Here is a 24,335-nt window from a genome sequence, read left to right as displayed (position 1 = left end):
CTGCAGGTAGTAGCGCCGCTGCTCATCATCCTTGCCGGCTTCGCCACGCTGTCCGGTGACGTCGCCCGCGAAACCCTTCGCCAGGAACTCGGCACCGGGGCGTCGCCTGCGGTGCTGATCATCGGCCGATTGATTGCTCTGGCAAGTGCTTCCCTGCTGCTGGTGCTTGCCATGCTGGCGGCGACGGTTCCCGCTGTGGCGGGACAGAACGCCGGCTGGATGGACATCGCCGCGCTGCTGGCCATGTGCGCGGCCTACGGACTCTATCTGCTGGTGTTCTGTGCCCTCACGGTCGGTGTCTCGGCGTTGTCCAGCTCGGCGCGGACCTCGCTGGTGGTGCTGCTGGGGTTCTGGGTGGTAGCCACCGTGCTGGTGCCACGAATGGCGCCAGCGGTGGCCGAATCGCTGGATCCCACGCCCACCGCGCCGGCGTTCAGGGCCGCCGTGACGGAAGAGGCGGAGAACGGAGTGGATGGCCATGACCCTGCGGACAAGCGGCTGGACGCCCTGCGACACGCGCTGATGGCGCGCTACCAGGTCGACACGGTGGAAGAGCTTCCCGTCAACTTCCGGGGCGTGGCCCTGGAGTTCGCAGAGAGGAACTCGACGGACACCTACAACCGCCATTTCGAGCGGATCCATGCGACCTATCGGCAGCAGCAAGCAACACAGCGCGCATTCGCCGTTGTTTCTCCGGCCATCGCGCTGCAGTCATGGTCACGTGCATTCGCCCGCACCGATTTCGCGGCGCACCTGGCCTTCCTGCAGAGCGTGGAAGACTACCGCTACCGCCTGATCCAGGCACTCAATGCGGAAGTGAAGCAGCACAAGGCGCCGCAGGGGGAGAAGCATCGTGCCGACATCGCGACCCTCACCCGATCCGTGGCCTACACGCCGGGGCAACAGTGCTTGGCCGGCATTGCCGCGGCACAGGCGGCGAACCTGGCCATTCTGCTGGGCTGGGTGCTGCTGGCGCTTGGACTGGTGTTCTTCTCGGCCCGGCGCCTGGGGACGACCCCATGAGCAGTCTTTCCGTTGCCGGCCATGAGGTGCGCAGGCTGCTGCGCGATCGGGCGCTGCCCACCCTGCTGATGCTGCTGCTGGCGCTGGCCGCCTACGCCGCGTGGAATGGCAGGGCGTGGGTCGAACAGCGTAACGCCGCCACAGGCGTGATCCAGCTCGAAGAGCAGCACACCCATGACCGCAGCCGGGTGTTCGTCGGCAAGGCGCCCTCGGTATTGCCGCGCGTCCAACCCGTGCTGCCGCCCGCTGCGATGGCGTCGGTGTCGATCGGGCAGGCGGAGGCCTATCCCTATACGGCCGACGTGGTGGCGTTGGGCGACCGCACCCAGCTTTTCAGGAACGTGTGGGCCGACATCGGCAATCCGGCAGCGCGGGCCGCAGGCCGGTTCGATCTGGCGTTCGTCATCGTCTTTCTGTTGCCCTTGGTCATCCTGGCAGCCAGTTATGACCTCTGGGCCCGCGAGCGCGAGCGTGGCATCGCTGCGCTGGTGCTGTCGCAGCCGGTCGCGGTGGGACGGCTGATCGCAGTGAAGGCGCTGGCCCGAGGCGGCGTGGTGCTGCTGCCTGCGGGAGTGATCCTGGTCGGCGCGGCGGCGTGGTCCGGTGCGGAGAGCCTTGCCGGCCTCGGCCTGTTCTCGCTGGTCATCCTTGCCTATGGCGGCTTCTGGCTGGCGGTGGCGGTGCTGATCGGCTGTTTCGCCCGGCGCACCACGGAGGCGGCCATTGCGGCCGGCGGAGTGTGGTTGCTGATCGTGGTGATGGCCCCGTCGTTGACCCTCGCCGCAGTGAATCTGGCCGTTCCGCCGCCATCACAGATGCAGCTCGCGACCGACGTGAAGGCGCGGCTGGCCGCAACGGCCAGGCAACAGACACTCCATCGCCGCAGTGCTTCAACGGCTGTACGTTCTTCGACACCGGTGATTCCGGACCACGTGCGCGAGGCCTATGCCGACCTGCTGGCGACCGATCTCGACCTTGCGCCGCTGATCGAATCGCATGAGCGGGCGCAGGATGCACGCCGCCGGGTGCTGGACAACGTGCGGTTGCTGCTGCCCGCGGTCGCAGTACAGGACGCGCTGGACCGCATCGCCGGCTCGGACGCGGATCGCGCGCTCGCCTTCCAGGACCAGGTCCATGCGTTCTGGCAGGCCCGTCGGTTGCTGCACAAGGCGTACCTGGATCGCGACGCGCCGCAGACACTTGCCGAATATGAAGCCCTGCCCCGCTTCCGGTTCGTGGAGCCGGCCGGCGTGGGCCGGCGTGGAGTGCGTGCCGATCTCGCGGCGTTGCTCGCCGCCACCCTGATTCTGCTGATCGCCGCCGGATCGATGCGTCGCCGGTTGGCGGCCCCTTGAGGAGCCCACATGCTTTCTGCAAAGAACCTGGTCAAGGAACACGGCACCCACCGGGCACTCGACGACGTCAGCTTCGAGGTGGGACCCGGCGAGATCTTCTGCCTGCTCGGAGCCAACGGTGCGGGAAAATCGACCACGATCAAGCTCTTTCTGGGCTTCCTCACCCCTACCTCCGGATCCGCGGAAGTCGATGGACTCAGCGCGCACCGGCACCCGCAGGAGGTGCGACGCAGGCTGCTGTACATCCCCGAGACCGTGGCGCTGTACGACGAGCTGTCCGGTCTTGAGAACCTGGACTACTTCGCGCGTCTGGCCGGCGTGGACGACCGCTCACCCGCCCGGCTGCGGGATGCACTGAGTACAGCGGGCCTGGCGCCGGATGTCTTCGGACGACGCGTGGGCCTCTACTCCAAGGGCATGCGGCAGAAGGTCGGCATTGCCCTGGCCATCGTCAAGGACGCCAAGGCACTGCTGCTTGACGAGCCAACCTCCGGCCTCGACCCCACCGCGTCGGCCGAGTTCCATGACCTGATCGTGCGGCAGCGTGATCGTGGCACCGCCATCCTGATGGCCACGCACGATCTGTTCCGCGCCCGCGAGGTGGCCACCACGATCGGCCTCATGCAGGCCGGGCGGCTGCGCAGGACATTGGATGCCACCACCATCACCGCCAACGATCTTGAGAGCCTGTACCTCGAGGAGATGAGCCGGAGCGCCTAGGCGACTCCAGCTCCCTGCCCTGCGGGCCGCTCTGCCCAGCGCCTGAGCCAGGCTTCGATGTTGACCTGCGGGCCGAAGATGCCGAGCACCTGCGACGAATGATCCGGGCCGACCCGGCGGATGCCAGCGTCGGCCGAGGCGCTGTCGATGTACCCACGCCGGGCCAGCAGCCCATCGACAAGCAGGCTGCGGATGAACGCCTGATGGCCCTGGGTGACCGCGACCGAATGATCGTCGAGGTAGGACTTCACCTTCCGCGACAGCAGAGCGTCCGGCAGCAGCCCCTGCAAGGCACGCCGTGCGATCGTCCGGTCCTCCGCGTCCGCCATGAGCAGGCGCAGCGGCATGCGCGCGAACAGTTCGACCAGCGGTTGTGCGCTGATCGGAGAGACACCGTGCCAGCGACCCGCGCCCTCGAACGGATCAAGGACGCTGGTCGGAAACACCATCCGGCTGATGTGCGCAAGCTTGTACGGTGACACCTCATGGCCTTCGTTGCGCGCATGGCGCAGCCAGGCCGGTGGCGTGACGTCCTGCTCGGTCGCGTCGACCTTCACCCATTCGCAGGGGTTGCCCCAGCGACCGTTGATGCTGGCCGGCCGCCTGAGCAGCCCATGGATCACCGCATCCTTGAGGACGCCATAAAGCGAATCGCCCGACTGTGCGGTTTCAAAGGCGACCCGGAAGAAGTGGCGGTCGATGCCGCGCCGCCAGGCATGGTCGATCGCCGCAGCGTTGCCCTTGAAGCGCAGGAAGACCGCGTCGCCGCCGACGCCGGTGAACTGCACGGTATCTGCGTCAAAGGTGACATCACGGCGATGCAGAAGGTAGCCCGAGCAATGTGCCGGCCGCGCCGTCCGCGGGAAGGTCATGATCTCTTCCAGCGCGCAGTGGGGTTGCCGCCGGTACTCGACGAACCCGCAGCGCCGGCCCGACGACTCACTGGCACCGGCCACCGCCATGCGGGCGAACATCCGCTCATCGGCACCGATGCCGTCGTCATAGTGGTGGACACAGTCCACTTCCGGCATGGAAGGTGCGTGCAGCAGGCCGGCGAGGATGATGGAGGAATCCAGCCCACCCGACAGCTGCAGCTGGATACGCCGGTGCCGGCTGGCCAGGGCACCGATGCAGCCCAGCAGCGTGGAGCGCGCGAGCTGCACCGCCTCCTGCAGGTCTTCGATCGGTTCGTCGCGGGCCAGGCGCACGATGTCCCACTGGCACTGCCGGCTGACCGGCTCGCCATCGCGGATCGAAACGGCCTCCCCGGCCTCGATGGCGGTGACCTCCCTGAAGCCGGTCTGCAACCCGTCACGGAACGGAAACAGCAGCGAGTAGGACAGGAAGGGCCAGTCGATGCTGAAATCGCGCAGGCCCAGTGCAAGGCAGTCTTCCATGCTGGAGAAGACCACCGTCAGCTGATCCGCCGTCGTCATGTAACAGGGAATTTCAGCGGTGGGATCACGCAGGACGAACCAGCTCGATGACTGCGGCTGGTAGCCGAACGCTACATAGCGGCCCCAGTAGTGCTGCACGAGGGTTTTTCCCTGCGTGCGGCAGGCCGCATCGGCGGCGACCGCATCCAGTGGCACGCGCGCGGGCACGGTATCCCGGCCGAAATTCCTGTCGAACAGCGCGCCGAGCACGACCAGCGAGCCGCAGCGGCTGCAGTCCAGGTAGCCCGGGTTGTCACTCTGGACATAAATCGCGGCGCCGTGGTCGTTCATCACGCAGGTGACGCCGGCGTGCATGGCCTCGATGCGCTGCATCGCCTGCTGCGCCCGGGCGGTTGCGGAGTCGCAGGAGGTGTTCCAGAGCACGGCGATGTATCGATACATGCGTGAGGCGCCTCTACAGCACCAGGATGGGAACCATCCGGCGCAGGTTGAAGGGGATATCGGTCAGGACCTGATCGCCGTGCTGCAGCCAGCAGTGCGCCGCGAAGGGCTGGGTCCTGACCGCGAACACCCAGTCCGCGACGATTCCATGCCTGGACAGGAATTCGCGCATCGCCAGGCAGTAGAGAAAGCACTCGTCCGTCTTCCTGAAGGCCAACGGCCGCAGCCAGTCGAACACCCGGACGCGCAGGGCCAGCTCCTGCACGCCTACGTCCGTGCGCTGTGATCCCTGCGCACGCCTGCGCGCCGAGGACACTGTTTGGCTGAAAGGAAGGAACGTCCTGCTGCATCCGGCACGCATGCACGCAGCCATGAATCTGCGGACGTCACGTGCGGTGATGCGCGGACAACCGCGAGGTTCACCGTCGCGTATCCAGTGGCGCGGCAGCGCGATCGAAGCACTGGTCGCGGCTTTGCCTCGCTGCGGATCGTCGGTGATCAGCCCGCGTTGCAGCAGCGACTGCAACAGATCCGGCATCCGCCGGCCGTCTGCCGGCAACGGCCAACCCAGCACCAGCCCGCCCAGGCTGGCAGCACGATGGCGGTCGAGCGACAGGTATTTTCCCGTCGCCTGGTCCAGGATCACCATTGCATCGCCGGTGACACAGACATGGGCCTGCTTCGACAGGAAATAGCGCGCCGCAGGCTGTTCCATTACGTGATCTCTTCAGTCCAGGCGGAGAAGCGGTGCATGCGCAGGGCATGCACCGCAGGTCATGCATGCCGCAGTGGATCAGGGCGAGGTGGTCGGGAACACGCCATCCCACAAGGTGCCGTGGTTGTGTGCCTTGGTTTCCGAAACCACCGAGCCCAGCTCGATCAGATCACCGCCCACACCCTGGTCTTCAGGGTTCTGCTGTCCTGCCACTACACCCAGCTCAATGAGCTCGTTCATGAACATCTCCTCTTGTCAGTGGATGTATCCGGGCGTCGTGCCACGGATACGGAGCAGCCAAGCCACCATCGCTGCGCGTGTTGCAGAGCGATTGCCGTCAAGGCATGCAAATGTTACGATATAACATATTATTTCAGTGTGACGACTGTCGCTGTCCGGCAACGTCGACACGCGTTCTCGAAGGGGGAATGGATGAGCGACCCGATCAGTGACGATGGCCTTGAGCCCACCCTTCTGCTCAAAGGACCGTTCCCGCTGCCGAGGTTCATCCGCTTCATCAGGGAGCGATGCCCGCCCGGATGCCTCGATGAGGCGATGCTGGTGGAGGAATGGAAGAGCGCCCGCGCCGACGCGCTGCGCCAGCTGAAGGAAGAGGCCAACGACGCCGACGCGGTCGAGGTGCATGCACTTCCTGCGGAGATGGCGGCGCTGGCCGACCACGCGCCACGCCAACCGTCGATGCACCGCATGACGAACAACGTGCCGCGCGCATGGCAGATGGTCGAGATCGACCGGCTGGTGGTCTTCCAGGAGTGCATCAACCTGCGCCATATCGGTGAGCTTGCCGCGGCCTTCCCCGCCTCCCCCACGGCACAGGACATCATGGAGCTGGTTGCACGCAACGGGCGGCACGCTCACCCGCCGGTCCGCGCGTCCCGGTCCGAAGGCAGCTACACCTTTGCGTCCAGCTCCAACGACCTGCGCTTTCTGGACGTGGCGACGATCGACCCGTCCGCCATCGCCGGCTACGAACCCTTCGGTGCAGCCAGCCACGCGCTGGTCATCTATCTGGGCTTCAGCGACAACCTCGTCAGTGCCACCCGGATCGGCAACCGCCTGATCCTGACCAATGGCTCCCATCGCCTGTACCTGCTGCGCCAGCTTGGGCTCCGCCATGTACCATGCTTGGTGACTGACGCCTCCGACAGCGACTTCAGTGACGTGCTGTTGCCGGCAGCAGTCAAGCAGGACCGTGCGTTCTATCTGGGCTCGGCACGGCCACCGTTGTTCAGGGACTACTTCGATCCAGGCCTGACCCGCATCGTGCCGGTGATCCGCAAGAACTATGCGCTGCGGGCCACGCTGGACCTGCAGAGGATCACGGTGCCGGCGGTGTAGCGCGTGCGTCAACCCAGCGCCGAAGGTTGATGCCGGCACAGCCATTGCTGCGGCCTGGAAGGAAGGCGCCGGATTGTTCCGGCACCTCCCGCCTCCAGCTTTACCTCTGGATCAGCCGTCTGGTCGTCACCAGGCGTACTTCACACCCAGCTGCCCCATGATTTCCCGATAGCCGTGCTGGCCGCGGCGGGCACCCCACTCGCCCCACCCCGACCAGCCGCTGCCAAGCCTGGCCTGTGCGCCGGCTTTGACCTCGTAGCGATCCTTCGGCTCATCACTGCGCAGGCGCTCACCATCGAATACCACACCGTTGTCATCGCGGCCATGCAGCCAGTTCAGCGCCAGATACGGCTGAACCCGGGTTGCTCCACTTGTGGCGTGGCCGTAAAGGCGCGCACCGACACGGGTGTGGATTCCGTTGTCGGCGTCACTGCGGACTACGGTCCCGTTGCGTTCGACCAGCGAGTCCGCGTCGTAATGACTGTAGCCGATCTGCATCTGCGGCTGGACGAAGACCTGCGAATCACCGGTATCCAGAATCAGGAACGCATGGCCGGCCTCGATCGAACCGGACCAGCTGCGGGCGTCGTAGCGCTCCTTGGCCAACGCAGTCCCTTCAACGGTATTGTTGAACTTGCCGTACTGAAGGCTGCCATCCACATACCAACCATCGCTCCGTCCCTGGTGCTGCAGCCACGTCGCATAGACGCCGGCCGAGTAGCCTTCCACCCGGCCCTTGGCGGAGTAGCCGGTAAGCGTGGATGTGGCTGTGTTTGTCACCCGCCCAGCGCCGAGCATGCCGCCCACACGAAGCCTGCCATCGCCGGCAACCCATGCATCTGCTCCGGCCTGGAGCAGTGAACGATTGCTGTCCACGTCCAGCTGCCGGGCAAGCGCACCGAAATCGGCCTGGCTGCGCGACGTACGTACCCAGACGGTCCGGTCTGCATCATCGAATGCGGGCTCGCCGATCCGGTCGTGCATCGAATGCTGGAACAGCGAGGCCGCCGAGCTCTGATTGGCCAGGTACACGCCCGGCTCTGGACGCAGCGCGGGTTCGGTCGGGCATTCCGGTGCGGTAGGATCGGTCAGGCAGGGGTCGCCTGGATCGAGGTACTCGGAGCGCAGATACCAGTCACCGTCGTTCGGGTCGCCCTTCCCGCCCTGGAAGACGAAGTACTCGTACTGGCCGGCAACTGCGCGCCCGCGCAGATGGAACTGGCCACTGGAGGCGCCGTCCACCTGGACGATACGGATGCCGTCGGTCGTCTGCGCCCCTGCACCGCCGACATTGTTGATCACCAGGTCCGCCTGGCCGGACGTACTGCCCTTGATGTGCAGACGGTCGCTGCTGGAGTCGTCCCCGCCCAGCATCGCATCCATCTGCACGGTGCCACCTGCACCGACGAAGTCGCCATCAATGGTGAAAGTGCCGAGAGTGCCCGCGTCGCCGCCAGGCGCCAGCACACCGCCCGCAGTGAGCGTCACACCCCCCGCCGTGCCTGTGCCTTCGAGGCGACTGCCGGATTCGACCGTGATGTTTCCGCCCAATGCGCCATCCAGACGCAGGGTGCCGCCGCGAACACTCGCACCACCTGCGAAGGCGGACGAGTCTGCGGTCAGGATCAAACGCCCCAGATCGGTCTTGAGCAACGTGCCGGTCCCTTCCAGCTGCGATGCGACGGTGGCGGTGATCGATGCGCCGTCGGCCGTGCCATCACCCACGCGGATGACGGATTCAGGCGCACTCAGACCCAGCGCGGCGCCCTCGATGCGGTAGCCATCGACAGCGAACTGCATGCCTGTTGCCGTGATGCCACCATGGCTGTCATCGACCAAAACCGTTCCCGCATCGCCCTGGAAAATGGCGAACTGACCGCCCCACTGGTCATTGGCCGATCCGTTCGTGTTGGTCCACTGACGATTGTCAGTATCCCAGGTGCCACTGCCACCGTTGATGGTGCCGTCAGCGGTTTCATTCGGGCCGTCCCAGAACTGCACCGAAACGCCCGTGCTGTTGACCAGGTTGACCTGGTTGGCGATGGCCGTCTGGATGGCCAGATCCGCCGGATCCGTGCCCGCCGGCGCGCTGGTGATATCCAGGCCGTTGTCGGTCAACGCACCGCCGTAGTCGAACAGGCGGTAGACGCCCGGCCCGAATCCTCCCAGATCGCTCACTTCCAGGCGGCCATCCAGGATCAGGTTGCCATTGACATTGAACAACGCCGCTGAGCCTGGCAGGCCAAGCGCGGTCTGCACGATGCTGCCGCCCGACAGCTGCAGCGAGTCCATCGCCAGTGCATTTCCCTGTTGGCCGTAAAGCGTCGCGCCATCTGCGATCGTCACTGCGCCGGAAACGGTGCCGTAGCCACCGAACGTCGTACCGCTGCTGGCGATCAGCGTCGGCGTGACCAGGCTGGCGCCGTCCAGATGCAGAGCACCGCTGTTCACGGATACGGTGCCGCTGAAGCTGGAGGAACCCGACAGGCGCCAATCGATGCCGTTCATGGCCAGCGACGCGAATCCAGCCACATTGGCGTCCTCGCTGCCGCTTCCTGCCAGGATGAGGCGACTGTTGGCACCGGTGCTCTGTACGTCGCCGTCCAGGAGGGAGCCGGTGTCCAGCGTCAGCAGCGTGTCGTCACCGCCGATGCTGATGGCGGTGCCGCCCGTGCCGCGGATGGTGCCGGTGTTATGGATGCTGTTTCCGTTCCCGCCGAGCCGCACGCCCTGGCCGCCCTCGATCAGGCCGCTGTTGGTCAGGGTCAGCGTACCGGCGGCAAGCGTACCCAGGCCGATCGTCCTGATGCCGTAGTTGGTCCCCATCAGCGTTCCGCTGTTGTCGACGACGGCATTGGCTGCCGACAGCGACAGTCCGATATACGAGCCGGTCACATTGGCGGTGTTGGTGAGATCCACGTCGATGAGCGTGCCCTTGCCGTTAACCGCGATCGCCGAGCCACCCGATGTGCTTCCTACCGACGTCACATCACCGCTGTTGGTGATCGTGGCCTTACGGCCGCCATCGACGTAGATGCCGGTGACGTCGCCGATGATGGCGCTGCGATTGTCGATTTCGTAAGTTGCAGCGCCTGAGCCATTGGAACCGACCGAGATGGCTGTCTGCCGCACATCAATGGTGCCGGTCTGGACAATGCTGATATTACCGGTCCGGTTCATCTGAGCATTGATGCCGCCACCAGCCGTACTGGCACCTGCGATCGTTCCACTGTGGTTGATCGTCATGTCGCCGGTGCCACCTGCGTTGGCAACGGCCTTGATGCCGCGACCGCCTTGACTCTCGGTGCTGACAGTGCCGCGGGCGATGATATCGATGGCGCCGCCGACATCGACGTACATGGCTTCGCTGCCCAGGCCGCTGATGTCGATCTCGCCATCGTTGACGAGGGTGGCGTTGCTGCCGGCTCCCTGGTCGCGCATCAGCACGCCCATCTGGCCGGTGGTCAACGCGGAGTTGCCCACCACGATGCGCGCGCCGTCCTCGATGGTAACCCCCAGGTTGCCCGCGACCGCCGCTGCACCATTGGCGGTGCCCGTGGCAAAGCCCACCGTAGTCGTGGCGCTGTTGGTCGGCGCGCTTCCTGTGGTGTCCACCACTGCGCCGGATGCCAACGTCAGATGGACGTCGCTGCCGGTATAGATGACGCCACCCGTGTAGGGGTTGCCGCTATCGTCACAGACGATGATCGTGCCGGCGCCACACTCGTCGGCAGCGAGCGCACCGCCGATCTGGCTCAGGAACAGTGATGTGGCGATCGCGAGCGGGGCAAGGCGGCGGAGTGGCACTACCTGGCCACGCATGCCCGGCATGGCCATGATCTTCTTGGTCTTCATTCAAGTTTTCCTTTTGACGAAGTAGCCGAGAACTGCGCGTCGGCGACGGCCCCGCCAGACATGCCCGGGGATCCGTGCCCTGATCTCACGAACGCTCTGTCCTGCAATGCCCCCTGCGTACCGTGAGCATGGTGCTGCTCCTGGAGTGCGAAGCGTCACATCTGAAGGTCAATGAACGGCGTATCCAATCGGGCGAGCACAAAGCGTAGTGCGGCTACAGAGATGCCTGGTGCACTGCGCGGCAGCGCATCAGGCCGCCGGGATGCTCTCAGACCCCGTCAATCGCTTGAATAGAGAAAGTTGCGGTTTCAGTCCCTGCATGGAGGGAGCTCCTTGCACGGGACTTGCGCCTGTATAGATCAACCTTGATAGGCACAACCGTGACACTCATCGCATTTATGATACGAAGCGGATCGCAATCCATCTCCATACCCGGTGTCCCGGACGCGTGTGCCGCCACCGGGCCCCTCTAGTCCACCCGCACACCGCGCCCGGACGGCGCATCCAACAGCGGCATGCCGTCCTGGCTCCAATGCACCGGCTGGATGCGCGGCGAGCGCTTGGCGGTGCAGCCCATGTCCGGCCCCGGGTTGGCGTGGTAGATGATCCACGGCGCGCCGTCGGCCATCTGGAAGAAACCGTTGTGCCCCGGCGCGTACACGTTGCCAGCAGGATGCTTGGCAAGGATCGGCTGCTTCGCCTTGTGCCACGCGCTCGCATCCAGCGGATCGGCGCCGGCCTTGGCGTGCAGCAGTCCAATCGCATAGTCATCCGACCAGCACGCACTGCCCGAATAGGTCAGGAACAGATCGCCGCGTGGGCCCTGCAGGAACTCCGGCCCCTCCAGGATCTGCCGCCCGCCCTGTCGCTCCCACGCCTGGTCGGGCCGCGCAATGATGGTTTCGCTGCCCCGCAGGGTCCAGGGATTGGCCATGGCCACGATGGCCAGCACGCTGTCCGGTCCCACATAGGGTGAATACACGAAGTAGCGCTTGCCGCCGGTTACGAAAGTGGTGCCGTCGATGCCGGGGTGTGCCGTGGCCAGCCGTCCGCGATCGGTCCATGTGCCCCGGGTCGGATCGGCATTGCCGTTCTCCAGCACGAACACCCCCCGATGGGCGTCTTCCTGACCTTCGGGTGCATCACCCGCTGCCGCCGTGTAGTAGATGTACCAGTGCCCATCAATGCGATGCAGTTCCGGCGCCCAGATCGACTTCGCATTCGCCCCCGTTGCCGGCGGACGCCACACCGTGACTTCGCGTGCGTCAGCCAGGTGCGCAAGGTCGCGGGTGGCGCGGATGGCCAGGCGATCACCGTGCGTGCCCATGTAATAGAACACGTCCCCATCGCGGGTGATCCACGGGTCCGGCCCGGAGTCCAGCAGCGGATTGTCCACCGCCGGCGTTGCGGCGGACGCGTTCGTCGATACCTGAAGCAGCGCTGCAAGCGCCATGGAAAGCGTGCCGTTCATTGCGTTCCCCTCCCGACTGGAACTGCGCCGGCAGGCTTGCCAGCGAGCGGCAACCAAACCATATAATCAGACAATAGGCAACACCACCGCCGCCAAGGAACCACCATGCAGCAGGACCACCCCGACAGCATCATCGGCATCAACTGGGGCAGCAGCAATCTGCGCGCCTATCTGATCAGCCCCAACGGTGAGCGGCTTGATGCCCATGAAGTGCCTGCGGGCGTGGCCACGCTGGACCGTGACGACATGGTGGTGGCCGCCAACACGATCCGCGCACGCTGGCCGGCTGCACGCCACGCCTATGCGGCCGGCATGATCGGGTCGAATGTCGGCTGGATCGATGCCGGCTACGTGGAGTGCCCTGCAGGTGTTGCCTCGATCGCGCAGCAGCTGGTGCCGACCCGGATCGGCGAGCTCTCCGTGAGCATCGTGCCCGGCATGGCCTGCGTGCGCCCCGTGGATGGCATGCCGGACGTGCTCCGCGGCGAGGAGACCGAGCTGCTGGGGCTGCTGCGCGGCGGCGATGTCGGCCCCGATGCCATCGTGGCGCTGCCGGGTACGCATACCAAGTGGATCCAGCTGATCGACGGCCAGGTGCAGAGCTTCATGACCTCGATGTCCGGCGAACTGTTCGATCGACTGGCCAGTGGCGGCCTGCTTGCCTCGGTGCTGGACGGACCGGGTGAGCCAGGACCGGCCTTCGCCGAGGGTGTGCATGCAGGCGCCGACCGCCGACTGGGCCTGGGTGCGCTGCTCTTCGGCGTGCGGGCACGGATGATCCGCGGCACCCTGCCGCGCACGGCGACCAGCGCTTACCTGCGCGGACTGCTGGCCGGTGCGGAGATTGCAGACGCATTGGCGCTGTTCCCCGGGCTGAGGTCGGCGTCGGTGCCACTGGTGGGCTCCGGACCGGTCACCCGGCTGTACCAGGCGGCGCTGTCGGAAATCGGCATCGCCACGCACGCGGTGGCGTCCGCCGACGCCGTGGTGCGCGGCTTCTCCGCACTGCACGCGATGACCGCGACTGCGCGTTGACCACGGGTGGGCACGGCGGTCTGATCACGTGCTGCGTCGCAACGTGCGTATTGTCTGATTATATGTTTTTGTACCCATCACGACATCGAGAGGGGTCTTGAGCAATGCGTGCTGGCAAGGGGAAGACGACAGGGCTGATCGGCGTACTGGCACTGTCTGCAGTGGGCGCAGGTCAGGCACAGGAACGCGCTGTGGTAGGCCGGACGGCCGATGGCACCGTGGTGGAGTCGATCCTGCTGCGTGACGGCACCGGCATGCAGGCCACGGTACTGACGCTGGGCGCTGCACTGCATTCACTGGAAGTGCCGGACCGTGATGGTGCATACGCCGATGTACTGCTTGGCGACGCGACGCTCAAGGCGACGCTCGACAATCCGCAGTACTTCGGCACGATCGTCGGACGCTTCGCCAACCGCATCGCCAAGGGTCGCTTCACCCTGGATGGCAGGACCTATCAGGTACCGGTCAACAATGGGCCGAACAGCCTGCACGGCGGCACCCGCGGCTTCGACAAGGTGGTGTGGAAGATCGTCGACGCCGCCGCCGATCACGCCACCCTGCAGCATGTCAGCCCTGACGGCGACCAGGGTTATCCGGGCACGCTCACGGTCACGGCAACCTACGCATTGAAGGGCAATGGCCGGCTGGAGGTGGAGTACCGCGCCACGACCGATGCACCGACCATCGTCAACCTCAGCAACCACGCATACTGGAATCTGTCCGGCGAGGGTTCCGGCTCGGCGATGGATCACGAATTGACCATTCCGGCCAGCGCCTATACGCCGGTGGATGCGAGCCTGATTCCCACGGGCGTGCTGCAGCCGGTGCAAGGCACCGCCTTCGACTTCCGCACGGCCAAGCCGATCGGGCGCGACCTGCGCCAGGGCAATGAGCCGCAGCTGCTGCATGGTCGCGGCTACGACCACAACTGGGTCATCAGCAGATCGCCCACGCGCGAGCCCCGCGAAGTCGCCCGCGTGCACGACCCGCGCTCGGGCCGGGTCATGACCGTGCTGTCCACGCAGCCTGGCCTGCAGTTCTATTCGGGCAACTTCCTCGACGGCAGCACCGTGGGCAAGAGTGGCCGTGTCTATCGCCAGGGCGATGCCATCGCGCTGGAACCGCAGCTGTTCCCGGACACACCGAACCAGCCGTCGTTCGGCTCGGCGCGGCTGGCCCCGGGCGAGACCTATGTGAACCGCATCGTCTACGACTTCTCGACCGACCGCACACCGCCCGCCCGCTGATCCCGCGCAGCTGGCACGCCGGTCGCCCACGGCACCGGCAATCCGACGCAGTACGCACCGCCCGCCTCCTGGCTCACGCCAGGACGGGCAGCTCATGAACCAAGGAGATGCATCTCATGCGAAAGTGGCTTACCCCTTTGCTGGCAACGCTGCTCGCCGTCGCACCGATGGCGCATGCGACCGACGCCGCACGCTGGACCCCGGCCGAAGCCGACGCGTGGTATTCCAGACAGCAGTGGCTGGTGGGCGCGAACTACACCACCTCCAACGCCATCAACCAGCTGGAGATGTTCCAGGCCGAGACCTTCGATCCGGCAGCCATCGACCGCGAACTCCGCTGGGCGCACGAGCAGTTCGGCATGAACACCATGCGCGTCTACCTGCATGACCTGCTGTGGCAGCAGGACCCGCAGGGCCTGCTGAAGCGCATCGACACCTTCCTGTCCATCGCCGAGAAGAACGGCATCCGCCCGATGCTCGTGCTGTTCGACAGCTGCTGGGACCCGGATCCGGTGCTCGGCCCGCAGCGCCGTCCGATTCCCGGTGTGCACAACTCCGGCTGGGTGCAGAGCCCGAGCCGCCACATGCTGGTGGACCGCGCCAATGACGCGCACTTCCAGGCCTATGTGGAGGGTGTGATCGGTCACTTCGCCAATGACACGCGCGTGCTGGCCTGGGACCTGTGGAACGAGCCGGACAACCCCGGGGGTGGCAACTACATGGACAAGCAGCTGCCGGGCGAGCAGGAACGCATCGCCGAACTGCTGCCGAAGATCTTCGACTGGGCACGCGCGAAGAAGCCGGTGCAGCCGCTCACCAGCGGCGTGTGGATCGGCGATGACTGGTCGCCGGGCGCCGCATCGCTCACCGCGATCCAGCGCACGCAGCTGGAGCAGTCGGATGTGATCACCTTCCACAACTACGAGCAGCCGGAGGCATTCGTTGCCCGCATTGCACAGCTGCGCAAGTACGGCCGCCCGCTGATCTGCACCGAATGGTTGGCACGCGGCGCAGGCTCGAACGTGGACACGATCCTTCCGATCGCCCGCCGCGAGAACATCGGCATGATCAACTGGGGGTTCGTGGACGGCGCGATCCAGACCCGCTTCCCGTGGGACAGCTGGCAGCGCCCCTACACGATGGAAGCCCCCACCGTGTGGTTCCACGATCTGCTGAAGGCCGACGGCACGCCCTACCGGGCACGCGAAGCCGAGCTGTTCCGCAGGCTGGCCAAGACCCCGCGCACCTCCGTTCCCGCTTTCTGACCCTACTGGCGCCCGCCTTCGCATGAAGGCGGGCCACTCAACCGCGACTGCTTTCCGGAATCCGGAGATACCGCCATGACCGCTCGTTCTTCCCGCACCGTGCTTTCCCTGGCCATCCTTTCGGCCCTCGCCCTGCCCTCTCTGGTGCAGGCGCAGGAGGCCGGCTCGCAGGAGGCCGTCAACCTGGACACGGTCACCGTGACCGCGCTGCGCCAAAGCCTGCAGACCGCCCAGTCGATCAAGCAGGAGGCAGAGATGGTCGTCGATTCGATCGTTGCCGAAGACATCGGCAAGCTGCCCGACAACAGCGTGGCCGACGCCCTGCAGCGCGTTACCGGCGTGCAGGTGGCGCAGGGCAACCAGGGCGAGACCACCGGGGTGGTGATCCGCGGCCTGCCGAACGTGATCAGCACCCTCAACGGCCGTGAGATCTTCAGCAGCTCCGGCCGCGGCTACGCCTTCCAGAACCTGCCGGCCACCGCCATCAAGAGCCTGAACGTCTACAAGAGCAGCGAGGCGAGCCTGCCACTGGGCGGCATCGCGGGCCTGGTGGACATCCAGCTGCGCCGCCCGCTGGATTTCGACGGTGCGGAGATCGCCGGCACCGTGACCGGTACGCACAGCAAGTACGGTGGCGACATCGATCCCTCCGCCAGCCTGCTGCTGAGCAACCGCTGGGACACCGATGCCGGCGAGATCGGCGCCATGGTCAACTTCGGCTATGTCGGCAAGCGCTATGCGTACGATGCGGTGTGGGGTGACTTCCCGAAGGTGCTGGAGAATCCGGATGGCACGCCGGCACGTACCGATGACGGCAACCTGATCGCCGCCCCCAATGGCTGGGGCACCAACTACAACCATGGCGACCGCAAGCGCAGTGCGTTCAACTATGCCCTGCAGTGGAAACCCAGCGAACGCACCGAGGTCTATGTCGAGGGCCTCTATGATTTCGTGCGAGACGACTATGACCAGGCGTTCCTGTTCAGTTTCCCGGTCGGGGTGGTGCCGCCGACGGGGCTGCAGGTCGGCGACAACTGCTATGCCAACCGCCTGGACGGGCCGCTCTCCGGCCAGACCATCTGCGACGCCACCGCAGGTACATGGACCGGCGACAGCTATGCCGCCAGCAGCACCCAGGCGCACAAGCAGCGCGGCCAGGACATCCAGAACGCGCTGGGCTTCAAGTGGCGCGGCGACCAGCTGCGGCTGTCCACCGAAGTGGCCCGTACGTCTGGCTACTACCGCGATGAGAACTTCATCATCGACACCTTCCTGGCCGGGCCGATCACCACCGTCTGGGACGGCACCTCGGGCAAGCACCAGAACTGGTACCTGGCCGGCAACCCGGCCATGGACCCGTCGCGCTTCTACCTCAATGGCCTGTTCCAGACCTGGGGCGAGTCGCGCGGCGAGGAAAACAGCTGGCGCGGCGACGGAACGTTCGAGTTCCTCGACGGCCCGATCGCCAACCTCCAGTTCGGCCTGCGCTATGCCGACCGTACCGCCAGCGCAAAGGGCAGCGTGGAAATCAGCACGCCGCCACCAGGCGGTGCCGGTACGGGCAACATCACCGCCTCGCCCAACCCGGCCAACCAGGTGGTGGGGCTGTTCCCGGCCAGCAGCTTCTTCTGCAGCAAGCGCGGCAACTCCGCACTGAGCCAGTCGTTCCTGACGCCCTGCTACGACTACCTGATCGACAACGCCGACGCGCTGCGCCGCTACTACGGTCTGCCGGACGGGCTGGCGGCGGAGAATCCCGGCCGCTTCTTCGATATCGAAGAACGCAAGAGCGCCGGCTACCTGCAGGCGAAGTACGACTTCGATCTGGGCGGCCTGCGCGTGGATGGTCTGGTAGGCGTGCGTGCGGAGAAGATCAAGCGTGAACTCAACGCCTTCTCGTTCGACGCGGGCACGGGTGTCTACAGTGCCATCACCCGCAGCACGCAGGACACCAATGCCCTGCCCAACGCGAGCCTGAACCTGCACTTCAACGATGCCTGGCAGCTGCGCGTGCTGGCGGCCAAGACACTGAGCTATCCGGACTTCGGTGCCTTGAACCCGTCGATCTCGCTGAACCCCGGCACCGTCAACCGGGCGGGCGTGGCCAGCAGTGGCAACCCCGACCTGAGCCCGATCAAGTCGACCAACTACGACATGTCACTGGAGTGGTACTTCTCCCCGGTGGGCTACGTCAGTGCGGGCGTGTTCTATCGTGACATCGATGGCTACATCCAGAACTACATCACCAATGTGGTCATCGCCGGGGAGGACTACGAGCTGTCATCCCCGCAGAGCGCCGGCAGCGGCCATCTGCAGGGTGTCGAGCTGGCCTACCAGCAGACCTTCGACTTCCTGCCCGGCGCCTGGAGCGGCCTGGGTGCGCAGTTCAACTACACCTACATCGAAGGCGATACCAAGTCTCCGGAGTTCCTTGGCGGGCCCGTGATCTCGCGGCCGCTGCAGAACGTCTCGAAGAACAACTACAACGCCGTGCTGTTCTACGAGAACTTCGGCCTGAGTGCGCGCCTGGCCTACGGCTACCGCAGCCGGTACATCGATTTCTTCACCCAGCCCACGGTCGCCGGAACGGAGGACCAGGTCGAGGCGGCCAGCTCGCTGGACTTCTCGATCAGCTACGACGTGACCCCGCGCACCACGGTGGTGTTCTCGGCCACCAACCTGCTGGGCAACAACCTGCACCAGTACTGGGGCAGCGGCAACACGCGGCCGCGCGACATCCGTTACCAGGACAAGACCCTGGGCATGGGCTTCCGGTTCAAGCTCTGATGAGGACGCTCCCCCACATGCCTCACACCCCTCACCCATCCTTTTGTCGGATAATAGGAGTGACCGCAGCCTGCGGTGCACCAAGCCAAAGGGATGCCTGTGAAACCGATCGAGGTACGCAACCTCTACGACCAAGTGGCCCAGGAGATCGGGCAGCGGATCATCAGCGGCGCACTTCAGCCGGGCGAATTCCTGCCCAGGGAAGAGCTGCTGTCACAGACCTTGTCCGTCAGCCGCTCCGCCCTGCGCGAGGGCCTGAAGGTGCTGGGCTCCAAAGGGCTGATCGAAACCCGGCAGAAAACCGGTTCGCGGGTGCGCGACCCGCGTCACTGGAAGCAGCTGGACAGCGACATCCTGGCGTGGCGCTGCGCGCTGATGCCCACCCAGGACTTCGTGGAAAAGCTGGTGGAGATGCGCGAGGTGATCGAACCGGCGGCCGCGGCTTCCGCAGCCGAGCGGCGTTCGCCCGCGCAGCTGGCCAGGATCAAGAGCGCGTACCAGGCCATGGCCGATGCACCGGACCAGGATGCGTGGGCCAAGGCCGACCTGATGTTCCACGAGAGCGTGCTGGAAGCCACCAACAACGAACTGCTGGCATCCCTGTTCTCGGTCATCGACGCGGCGCTGGGCACCTTCTTCCTGCTCTCGGCGCAGACCGCGCAGGACTTCAAGTACTCGCTGCCGCGCCACTTCGACGTGTACGACGCCATCCGGCAGAAGCAGCCGGACGCGGCGCGCGCCGCCATGCTGGACATGATTGCCGACTCCCGCGCCAATCTGAAGGGCGCGCGGCTGTCCAGAAAACCCCCACGCTGAAGGAAACACCATGAGCACCGCCTGGATGCAACCCCTCCCCTTGGTTGCCATCCTGCGCGGGCTCACCCCGCAGGAAGCGCCCGCCATCGGCGCGGCGCTGGCCGAGGCCGGCTTCCACATCCTGGAAGTCCCGCTGAACTCGCCGCAGCCGCTGCAGAGCATTGAACTGCTCGCAAAGCAGCTCGGCGATCGCTGCCTGATCGGTGCCGGCACCGTCCTGTCCACTGCGCAGGTGCAGGACGTGAACAACGCCGGTGGCCGGCTGGTGGTGATGCCGCACGCGGACGTGGAGGTCATCGCCGCCGCACACGCCAGCGGCATGGTCTGCACGCCCGGCGTGGCGACGCCCACGGAAGCCTTCGCCGCCCTGCGGGCCGGTGCGGATGCGCTGAAACTGTTTCCCGCCGAACAACTGCCCCCCCCGGTGCTGAAGGCGTGGTCCAGTGTGCTTCCCGCCGGCACGCCGCTGCTGCCCGTCGGCGGCATCACCCCGGAGCGCATGGCCGCCTACCGCCAGGCAGGTGCCGCCGGCTTCGGTATCGGCTCCGCCCTGTATGCCCCCAAGACCCCCGCGGACGACGTCGCACGCCGCGCGCGTGCGTTCATCGACGCCTGGAACAGAACGAACACGGACTCCCCCGCATGAAGATCACTGCCATCACGACCTACCTGGTGCCCCCGCGCTGGCTGTTCGTCCGCATCGATACGGACGCCGGCATCTGCGGCTGGGGCGAGCCCATCGTCGAAGGACGCGCGCACACCGTGGCGGCGGCCGTGGAAGAGCTGTCCGACTATCTGGTCGGCAAGGACCCCCGGCACATCGAAGACCACTGGAACGTGCTCTATCGTGGCGGCTTCTACCGTGGCGGTCCGATCCTGATGAGCGCACTGGCGGGCATTGACCAGGCGCTGTGGGACATCCACGGCAAGGCACTGGGCGTGCCGGTGCATGCCCTGCTGGGCGGCCCTGTGCGCGACCGCATCCGCGTGTACTCATGGATCGGCGGCGATCGGCCGGCCGACACCGCCCGTGCCGCCCGCGACGCCGTGGCACGCGGTTTCACTGCGGTGAAGATGAACGCCACCGAGGAAGTGCAGTTCGTCGATAGCCATGACAAGGTCACGCGGGTACTGGAGAACGTGCAGGCCGTGCGCGATGCGGTGGGCCGCGATGTGGGAGTGGCCGTGGACTTCCATGGCCGCGTGCACAAGCCGATGGCCAAGGTGCTGATGCGCGAGCTGGCGCCCTTCGGGCTGATGTTCATCGAAGAGCCGGTGCTTTCCGAGCACCTGGAAGCCATCCCGGAACTGGCCGCCCTTTCGCCTGCGCCGATCGCGCTGGGCGAACGCCTGTACTCCCGCTTCGACTTCAAGCGCGTACTGCAGACCGGTGGCGTGGACATCCTGCAACCGGATCCATCGCACTCGGGTGGCATCACGGAAACCCGCAAGATCGCGGCCATGGCCGAAGCCTACGACGTCGCCATCGCTCTGCACTGCCCGCTCGGTCCGATCGCGCTGGCGGCCAACCTGCAGCTGGATGCGGTCTGCTACAACGCCTTCATCCAGGAACAGAGCCTGGGCATCCACTACAACGCCAGCAACGATCTGCTGGACTACCTGGTGGACCGCGCGCCCTTCGAGTACAGGGAAGGCTTCGTCAGGATTCCTGATGGCCCGGGGCTGGGCATCGAGATCAACCAGGCCTACGTTGACGAGCGAACCGCCGAAGGCCACCGCTGGCGCAACCCCATCTGGCGCCATGCCGATGGCAGCGTGGCCGAGTGGTGAGCGCCATGACCGATCAGGCACGTTATCCCAGCCTTGAGAACCGCGCGGTGCTGATCACCGGTGGTGCCACCGGCATCGGCGCCGCCTTCGTCGAGCACTTCGCGCGGCAGGGTGCGAAGGTCGTCTTTCTCGACATCGACGACAGCGGCGCCCAAGCGCTGCTGGAAAGCCTGCGCGACTTTGCGACTGCCCCGCGCTATCTGCATTGCGACATCACCGATATCGAGGCACTCCGGTCCGCCATCGCCCACGCGCGGATCCTGGCTGGACCGTTCTCGGTGCTGGTCAACAATGCCGCCAACGATGCTCGTCATGCCCTGGCCGACACCGGCATCGCGGACTTTGAACGCAGCATGGCGGTGAACCTGCGCCACCAGTACTTCGCCATCCAGGCGCTGGTGCCGGACATGCGCGCCCTCGGCGGCGGTTCAATCATCTGCCTGGGTTCGACGGGCTGGATGATCAAGAACAGCGGGTATCCGCTGTACGCGGTGGCCAAATCCGCGGTCCACGGCCTGGTCAACGGCCTGGCCCGGGAACTGGGGCAGGACCGCATCCGCATCAATGCGCTGGTACCGGGCTGGGTGATCACCGAGAAGCAGCAGCGGCTGTGGCTGGACGCGGAGGGCGAAGCACAGCTGCGTCGTGCGCAATGCCTGCCGGGCTATCTGCGCGCGGAGGACCTGGCGCGCGCCGCCCTGTTCCTGGCCGCCGATGACAGCCGCATGTGTACCGGCCAGGACTTCATCATCGACGGAGGCTGGGTGTGAGCGGGTCCGCCACTGTCGCGGTGCCGGCCGCAAACACCCTGGGCGAAGGCGTGCTGTGGTGTGATCGCGAATCGGTGGTGTACTGGACCGACATCGCGCAGGCGCAGCTGTGGCGCTATCGCCCCGGTGACGGCGCGCTCACCCGCTGGCCGATGCCGGAGCGGCTGGCCGCACTGGCATTGTGCGAAGCCGAAGGCTGGCTGCTGCTGGCGTTGGCGTCGCGGCTGGCATTCTTCCATCCGGCGCGCGGCGAGCTGCGTGACGTGCTTGTGCTGCCCGACACAGGGGCACGTCTGCGCGCCAATGATGGCGCCTGTGACCTCCAAGGCCGCTTCGTGTTCGGCATGCTGCATGAGCCCACGAACGGTCCGAAGCAGGCCGTCGCACCCTTCTACAGGCTCACCACTGAGCTCGTGCTCGAGACGCTTCCGCTACCGACCGTGGCGATTGCCAACAGCGTAGCGTTCAGTCCGGACGGCCGCACGATGTACTTCTGCGACTCGCTGCAGAAGCAGATCCTGCGTTGCGATTACGGCGACAGCCCGGGTGCGGTAACAGTGTTCGCCGATCTGCGCGCCGAGGATGGCGAGCCCGATGGCAGTGTGGTCGATGCCGAAGGCGGACTCTGGAATGCCCGCTGGGGCGGTTCGCGCGTGGTGCGCTACCGGCCCGATGGCCAGCAGGATCGCATACTTTCCGTCCCGGTCGCGCAGCCCACCCGCCCGGTCTTTGGCGGCAGCACGCTGCGAACGATGTTCATCACCAGCGCGCACGACGGCCTGGACGCGGCCGCGCGCGCGCGCGACCCCTTCGCCGGCCATCTGTTCGCCACCGACGCCGGCATCGCCGGCGTTCCCGAACCCCGGTTCGCCGGCAACCCCAATGACGTGCCGCCGTGCCCACAGCGCGGACCCATCGCGGAGCTTCCATGAGCCTTTCCCCCCTGGATATCAGCATCGTGCTGGCCTATCTGGCCGGCATCTTCATCCTCGCGCAGTGGGTTTCCCGCGAGAAGGCCGGCCGGCAGAAGTCGGCCCAGGACTACTTCCTGGCCAGCCGCAGCCTGCCGTGGTGGGCGATCGGTGCCTCGCTCATCGCGGCCAACATCTCGGCCGAACAGATCATCGGCATGTCCGGCTCGGGCTATGCCATCGGCCTGGCCATCGCATCCTATGAATGGATGGCGGCGATCACGCTGCTGATCGTCGGCAAATGGTTCCTGCCGATCTTCCTGCGCAACGGCATCACCACCATGCCGCAGTTCCTGCAGGAGCGCTACGGCAACCGCATCCGCACGCTGATGGCCGTGTTCTGGCTGGGCCTGTACGTATTCGTCAATCTCACCTCGATCCTGTGGCTGGGTTCGATCGCCATTGCCGGCGTGGCAGGCCTCAACCAGGACGTGGCGCTGGTGCTGCTGGGCGCCTTCGCACTGGCCTATCAGCTGTATGGCGGCCTGAAGGCGGTCGCGCTTACCGACATCGTGCAGGTCTCGCTGCTGGTTCTGGGTGGCCTGCTGGTCACCTTCATCACGCTGGGCCAGATCGGCAACGGCAGCGTCACCGACGGCTTCATGCAGCTGTGGCAGCAGCATCCCGAACGCTTTGAAATGATCCTCAGCAAGGACAACCCGTTCTACAAGGATCTGCCCGGGCTGTCGGTGTTGCTGGGCGGCATGTGGATCGCCAATCTCAGCTACTGGGGTTTCAACCAGTACATCATCCAGCGCGCACTGGCCGCCAAGGATCTGCGTGAGGCGCAGAAGGGCGTGGTATTCGCTGCGTTCCTGAAGCTGCTCATTCCGGCCATCGTGGTGCTGCCCGGCATCGCCGCGGTCATGCTCGCCCCCGGCCTGGAACGCCCGGACGCGGCCTACCCGACGATGCTGGCGCTGCTTCCCAGCGGCATCCTGGGCCTGGTGTTCGCCGCGCTGGTGGCCGCCATCGTTGCGTCGCTGGCATCGAAGATCAATTCCGTCGCCACCATCTTCACGCTCGACTTCTATGCCAAGCGCGCGCCCGATGCCTCGGAAGCCAGACTGGTGCGTGTCGGCCGGTTCGCGGCGTCCGTCTCGATCATCGTGGCGGTGCTGACCGCGCGCCCACTGCTGGGCGGGTTCGACCAGGGCTTCCAGTACATCCAGGAGTTCACCGGCTTCTTCACCCCCGGCATCGTGGTGATCTTCCTGCTGGGCCTGTTCTGGAAGCGTGCGAACGAAGCCGGTGCGCTGGCTGCGGCGGTCGGCTCCTTCGTACTGTCGTTGGCCCTGAAGCTGCTGTGGCCCTCGC

General features: G+C 66.0%; 19 protein-coding genes. 14 read left to right on the top strand and 5 right to left on the bottom strand.

The window, feature by feature from the left end; translation table 11 throughout:
- From QMZ25_RS18580 to QMZ25_RS18570, 3 genes are all read left to right on the top strand, one after another.
- Positions 1-1,023, top strand: a 1,023-nt coding sequence (locus tag QMZ25_RS18580) for a DUF3526 domain-containing protein (RefSeq protein WP_283220107.1), incomplete at its 5' end; no start/stop codon positions are given.
- The gene (locus tag QMZ25_RS18575) at positions 1,020-2,378 is read left to right on the top strand and encodes an ABC transporter permease subunit (RefSeq protein ID WP_283220106.1); all 1,359 of its coding nucleotides are present in this window, start codon (positions 1,020-1,022) and stop codon (positions 2,376-2,378) included. The genes QMZ25_RS18580 and QMZ25_RS18575, both read left to right, overlap by 4 nt.
- A 9-nt stretch (positions 2,379-2,387) precedes the next feature.
- A complete protein-coding gene (locus tag QMZ25_RS18570) occupies positions 2,388-3,098 on the top strand; it encodes an ABC transporter ATP-binding protein (RefSeq protein WP_053515807.1) in 711 nt (236 codons plus the stop codon).
- Here the strand turns inward: QMZ25_RS18570 and QMZ25_RS18565 are convergent.
- The 3 genes from QMZ25_RS18565 to QMZ25_RS18555 form a co-directional block, all read right to left on the bottom strand.
- The gene (locus QMZ25_RS18565) at positions 3,095-4,936 is read right to left on the bottom strand and encodes an asparagine synthase-related protein (protein ID WP_283220105.1); all 1,842 of its coding nucleotides are present in this window, start codon (positions 4,934-4,936) and stop codon (positions 3,095-3,097) included. The two genes, QMZ25_RS18570 and QMZ25_RS18565, sit on opposite strands and share 4 nt — an antisense overlap.
- A gap of 13 nt (positions 4,937-4,949) precedes the next feature.
- Positions 4,950-5,651 carry a lasso peptide biosynthesis B2 protein gene (locus QMZ25_RS18560; RefSeq protein ID WP_277380691.1) on the bottom strand — a complete coding sequence of 234 codons (702 nt, stop codon included), beginning with the start codon at positions 5,649-5,651 and terminating at the stop codon, positions 4,950-4,952.
- Positions 5,652-5,729: 78 nt separating this feature from the next.
- Positions 5,730-5,891 carry a hypothetical protein gene (locus QMZ25_RS18555; protein WP_180875215.1) on the bottom strand — a complete coding sequence of 54 codons (162 nt, stop codon included), beginning with the start codon at positions 5,889-5,891 and terminating at the stop codon, positions 5,730-5,732.
- 192 nt (positions 5,892-6,083) lie between these two features.
- Between QMZ25_RS18555 and QMZ25_RS18550 the strand changes: the two genes are divergently transcribed.
- Positions 6,084-7,010: a hypothetical protein gene (locus tag QMZ25_RS18550; RefSeq protein ID WP_283220104.1), complete on the top strand. Its 927-nt coding sequence runs from the start codon at positions 6,084-6,086 to the stop codon at positions 7,008-7,010.
- 126 nt (positions 7,011-7,136) lie between these two features.
- Here the strand turns inward: QMZ25_RS18550 and QMZ25_RS18545 are convergent, their stop codons facing one another.
- Both QMZ25_RS18545 and QMZ25_RS18540 read right to left on the bottom strand, forming a co-directional pair.
- Positions 7,137-10,865, bottom strand: a complete 3,729-nt coding sequence (locus QMZ25_RS18545) for an autotransporter outer membrane beta-barrel domain-containing protein (RefSeq protein WP_283220103.1) — start codon at positions 10,863-10,865, stop codon at positions 7,137-7,139.
- A gap of 469 nt (positions 10,866-11,334) precedes the next feature.
- Complete coding sequence (locus tag QMZ25_RS18540) at positions 11,335-12,336, bottom strand: glycoside hydrolase family 43 protein (protein WP_283220102.1); 1,002 nt, start codon at positions 12,334-12,336, stop codon at positions 11,335-11,337.
- Positions 12,337-12,441: 105 nt separating this feature from the next.
- Here QMZ25_RS18540 and QMZ25_RS18535 point away from each other — a divergent pair, with 105 nt between their 5' ends.
- From QMZ25_RS18535 to QMZ25_RS18490, 10 genes are all read left to right on the top strand, one after another.
- Positions 12,442-13,371: a 2-dehydro-3-deoxygalactonokinase gene (locus QMZ25_RS18535; protein ID WP_283220101.1), complete on the top strand. Its 930-nt coding sequence runs from the start codon at positions 12,442-12,444 to the stop codon at positions 13,369-13,371.
- A 104-nt stretch (positions 13,372-13,475) separates the two neighbouring features.
- The gene (locus tag QMZ25_RS18530; protein ID WP_283220100.1) at positions 13,476-14,618 is read left to right on the top strand and encodes an aldose epimerase family protein; all 1,143 of its coding nucleotides are present in this window, start codon (positions 13,476-13,478) and stop codon (positions 14,616-14,618) included.
- Positions 14,619-14,734: 116 nt separating this feature from the next.
- Complete coding sequence (locus QMZ25_RS18525) at positions 14,735-15,883, top strand: cellulase family glycosylhydrolase (RefSeq protein ID WP_053515931.1); 1,149 nt, start codon at positions 14,735-14,737, stop codon at positions 15,881-15,883.
- 75 nt (positions 15,884-15,958) lie between these two features.
- Positions 15,959-18,670, top strand: coding sequence for a TonB-dependent receptor (locus QMZ25_RS18520; protein WP_283220099.1), 2,712 nt, complete (start codon positions 15,959-15,961; stop codon positions 18,668-18,670).
- Positions 18,671-18,763: 93 nt separating this feature from the next.
- Entirely contained in the window at positions 18,764-19,486 is a 723-nt protein-coding gene (locus QMZ25_RS18515) for a FadR/GntR family transcriptional regulator (protein WP_053515824.1), read from the top strand.
- A 10-nt stretch (positions 19,487-19,496) separates the two neighbouring features.
- Positions 19,497-20,132 carry a 2-dehydro-3-deoxy-6-phosphogalactonate aldolase gene (locus QMZ25_RS18510; RefSeq protein WP_065182277.1) on the top strand — a complete coding sequence of 212 codons (636 nt, stop codon included), beginning with the start codon at positions 19,497-19,499 and terminating at the stop codon, positions 20,130-20,132.
- The gene (dgoD, locus tag QMZ25_RS18505; protein WP_065175640.1) at positions 20,129-21,277 is read left to right on the top strand and encodes a galactonate dehydratase; all 1,149 of its coding nucleotides are present in this window, start codon (positions 20,129-20,131) and stop codon (positions 21,275-21,277) included. Before QMZ25_RS18510 ends, dgoD begins: the two co-directional genes overlap by 4 nt.
- A gap of 5 nt (positions 21,278-21,282) precedes the next feature.
- Positions 21,283-22,047, top strand: a complete 765-nt coding sequence (locus QMZ25_RS18500) for an SDR family oxidoreductase (RefSeq protein WP_283220098.1) — start codon at positions 21,283-21,285, stop codon at positions 22,045-22,047.
- Positions 22,044-22,979: an SMP-30/gluconolactonase/LRE family protein gene (locus tag QMZ25_RS18495; RefSeq protein ID WP_283220097.1), complete on the top strand. Its 936-nt coding sequence runs from the start codon at positions 22,044-22,046 to the stop codon at positions 22,977-22,979. Before QMZ25_RS18500 ends, QMZ25_RS18495 begins: the two co-directional genes overlap by 4 nt.
- Positions 22,976-24,335: sodium/solute symporter (locus QMZ25_RS18490; RefSeq protein WP_283220096.1), on the top strand; the 1,360-nt coding region annotated here is incomplete at its 3' end. The genes QMZ25_RS18495 and QMZ25_RS18490, both read left to right, overlap by 4 nt.

Source organism: Stenotrophomonas sp. RS-48 (genome assembly GCF_030053245.1).
Classification (GTDB): domain Bacteria; phylum Pseudomonadota; class Gammaproteobacteria; order Xanthomonadales; family Xanthomonadaceae; genus Stenotrophomonas; species Stenotrophomonas maltophilia_P.
The sequence above is the reverse complement of the archived record's forward strand: the minus strand, read 5'-3'. Positions and strand labels throughout refer to the sequence as shown.

Bases quoted from the DNA above. Each gene is read 5' to 3' on its own strand.
- QMZ25_RS18575 (WP_283220106.1), top strand. From the start codon at position 1,020: ATGAGCAGTCTTTCCGTTGCCGGCCATGAGGTGCGCAGGCTGCTGCGC.
- QMZ25_RS18570 (WP_053515807.1), top strand. From the start codon at position 2,388: ATGCTTTCTGCAAAGAACCTGGTCAAGGAACACGGCACCCACCGGGCA.
- QMZ25_RS18565 (WP_283220105.1), bottom strand. From the start codon at position 4,936: ATGTATCGATACATCGCCGTGCTCTGGAACACCTCCTGCGACTCCGCA.
- QMZ25_RS18560 (WP_277380691.1), bottom strand. From the start codon at position 5,651: ATGGAACAGCCTGCGGCGCGCTATTTCCTGTCGAAGCAGGCCCATGTC.
- QMZ25_RS18555 (WP_180875215.1), bottom strand. From the start codon at position 5,891: ATGAACGAGCTCATTGAGCTGGGTGTAGTGGCAGGACAGCAGAACCCT.
- QMZ25_RS18550 (WP_283220104.1), top strand. From the start codon at position 6,084: ATGAGCGACCCGATCAGTGACGATGGCCTTGAGCCCACCCTTCTGCTC.
- QMZ25_RS18545 (WP_283220103.1), bottom strand. From the start codon at position 10,865: ATGAAGACCAAGAAGATCATGGCCATGCCGGGCATGCGTGGCCAGGTA.
- QMZ25_RS18540 (WP_283220102.1), bottom strand. From the start codon at position 12,336: ATGAACGGCACGCTTTCCATGGCGCTTGCAGCGCTGCTTCAGGTATCG.
- QMZ25_RS18535 (WP_283220101.1), top strand. From the start codon at position 12,442: ATGCAGCAGGACCACCCCGACAGCATCATCGGCATCAACTGGGGCAGC.
- QMZ25_RS18530 (WP_283220100.1), top strand. From the start codon at position 13,476: ATGCGTGCTGGCAAGGGGAAGACGACAGGGCTGATCGGCGTACTGGCA.
- QMZ25_RS18525 (WP_053515931.1), top strand. From the start codon at position 14,735: ATGCGAAAGTGGCTTACCCCTTTGCTGGCAACGCTGCTCGCCGTCGCA.
- QMZ25_RS18520 (WP_283220099.1), top strand. From the start codon at position 15,959: ATGACCGCTCGTTCTTCCCGCACCGTGCTTTCCCTGGCCATCCTTTCG.
- QMZ25_RS18515 (WP_053515824.1), top strand. From the start codon at position 18,764: ATGCCTGTGAAACCGATCGAGGTACGCAACCTCTACGACCAAGTGGCC.
- QMZ25_RS18510 (WP_065182277.1), top strand. From the start codon at position 19,497: ATGAGCACCGCCTGGATGCAACCCCTCCCCTTGGTTGCCATCCTGCGC.
- dgoD (WP_065175640.1), top strand. From the start codon at position 20,129: ATGAAGATCACTGCCATCACGACCTACCTGGTGCCCCCGCGCTGGCTG.
- QMZ25_RS18500 (WP_283220098.1), top strand. From the start codon at position 21,283: ATGACCGATCAGGCACGTTATCCCAGCCTTGAGAACCGCGCGGTGCTG.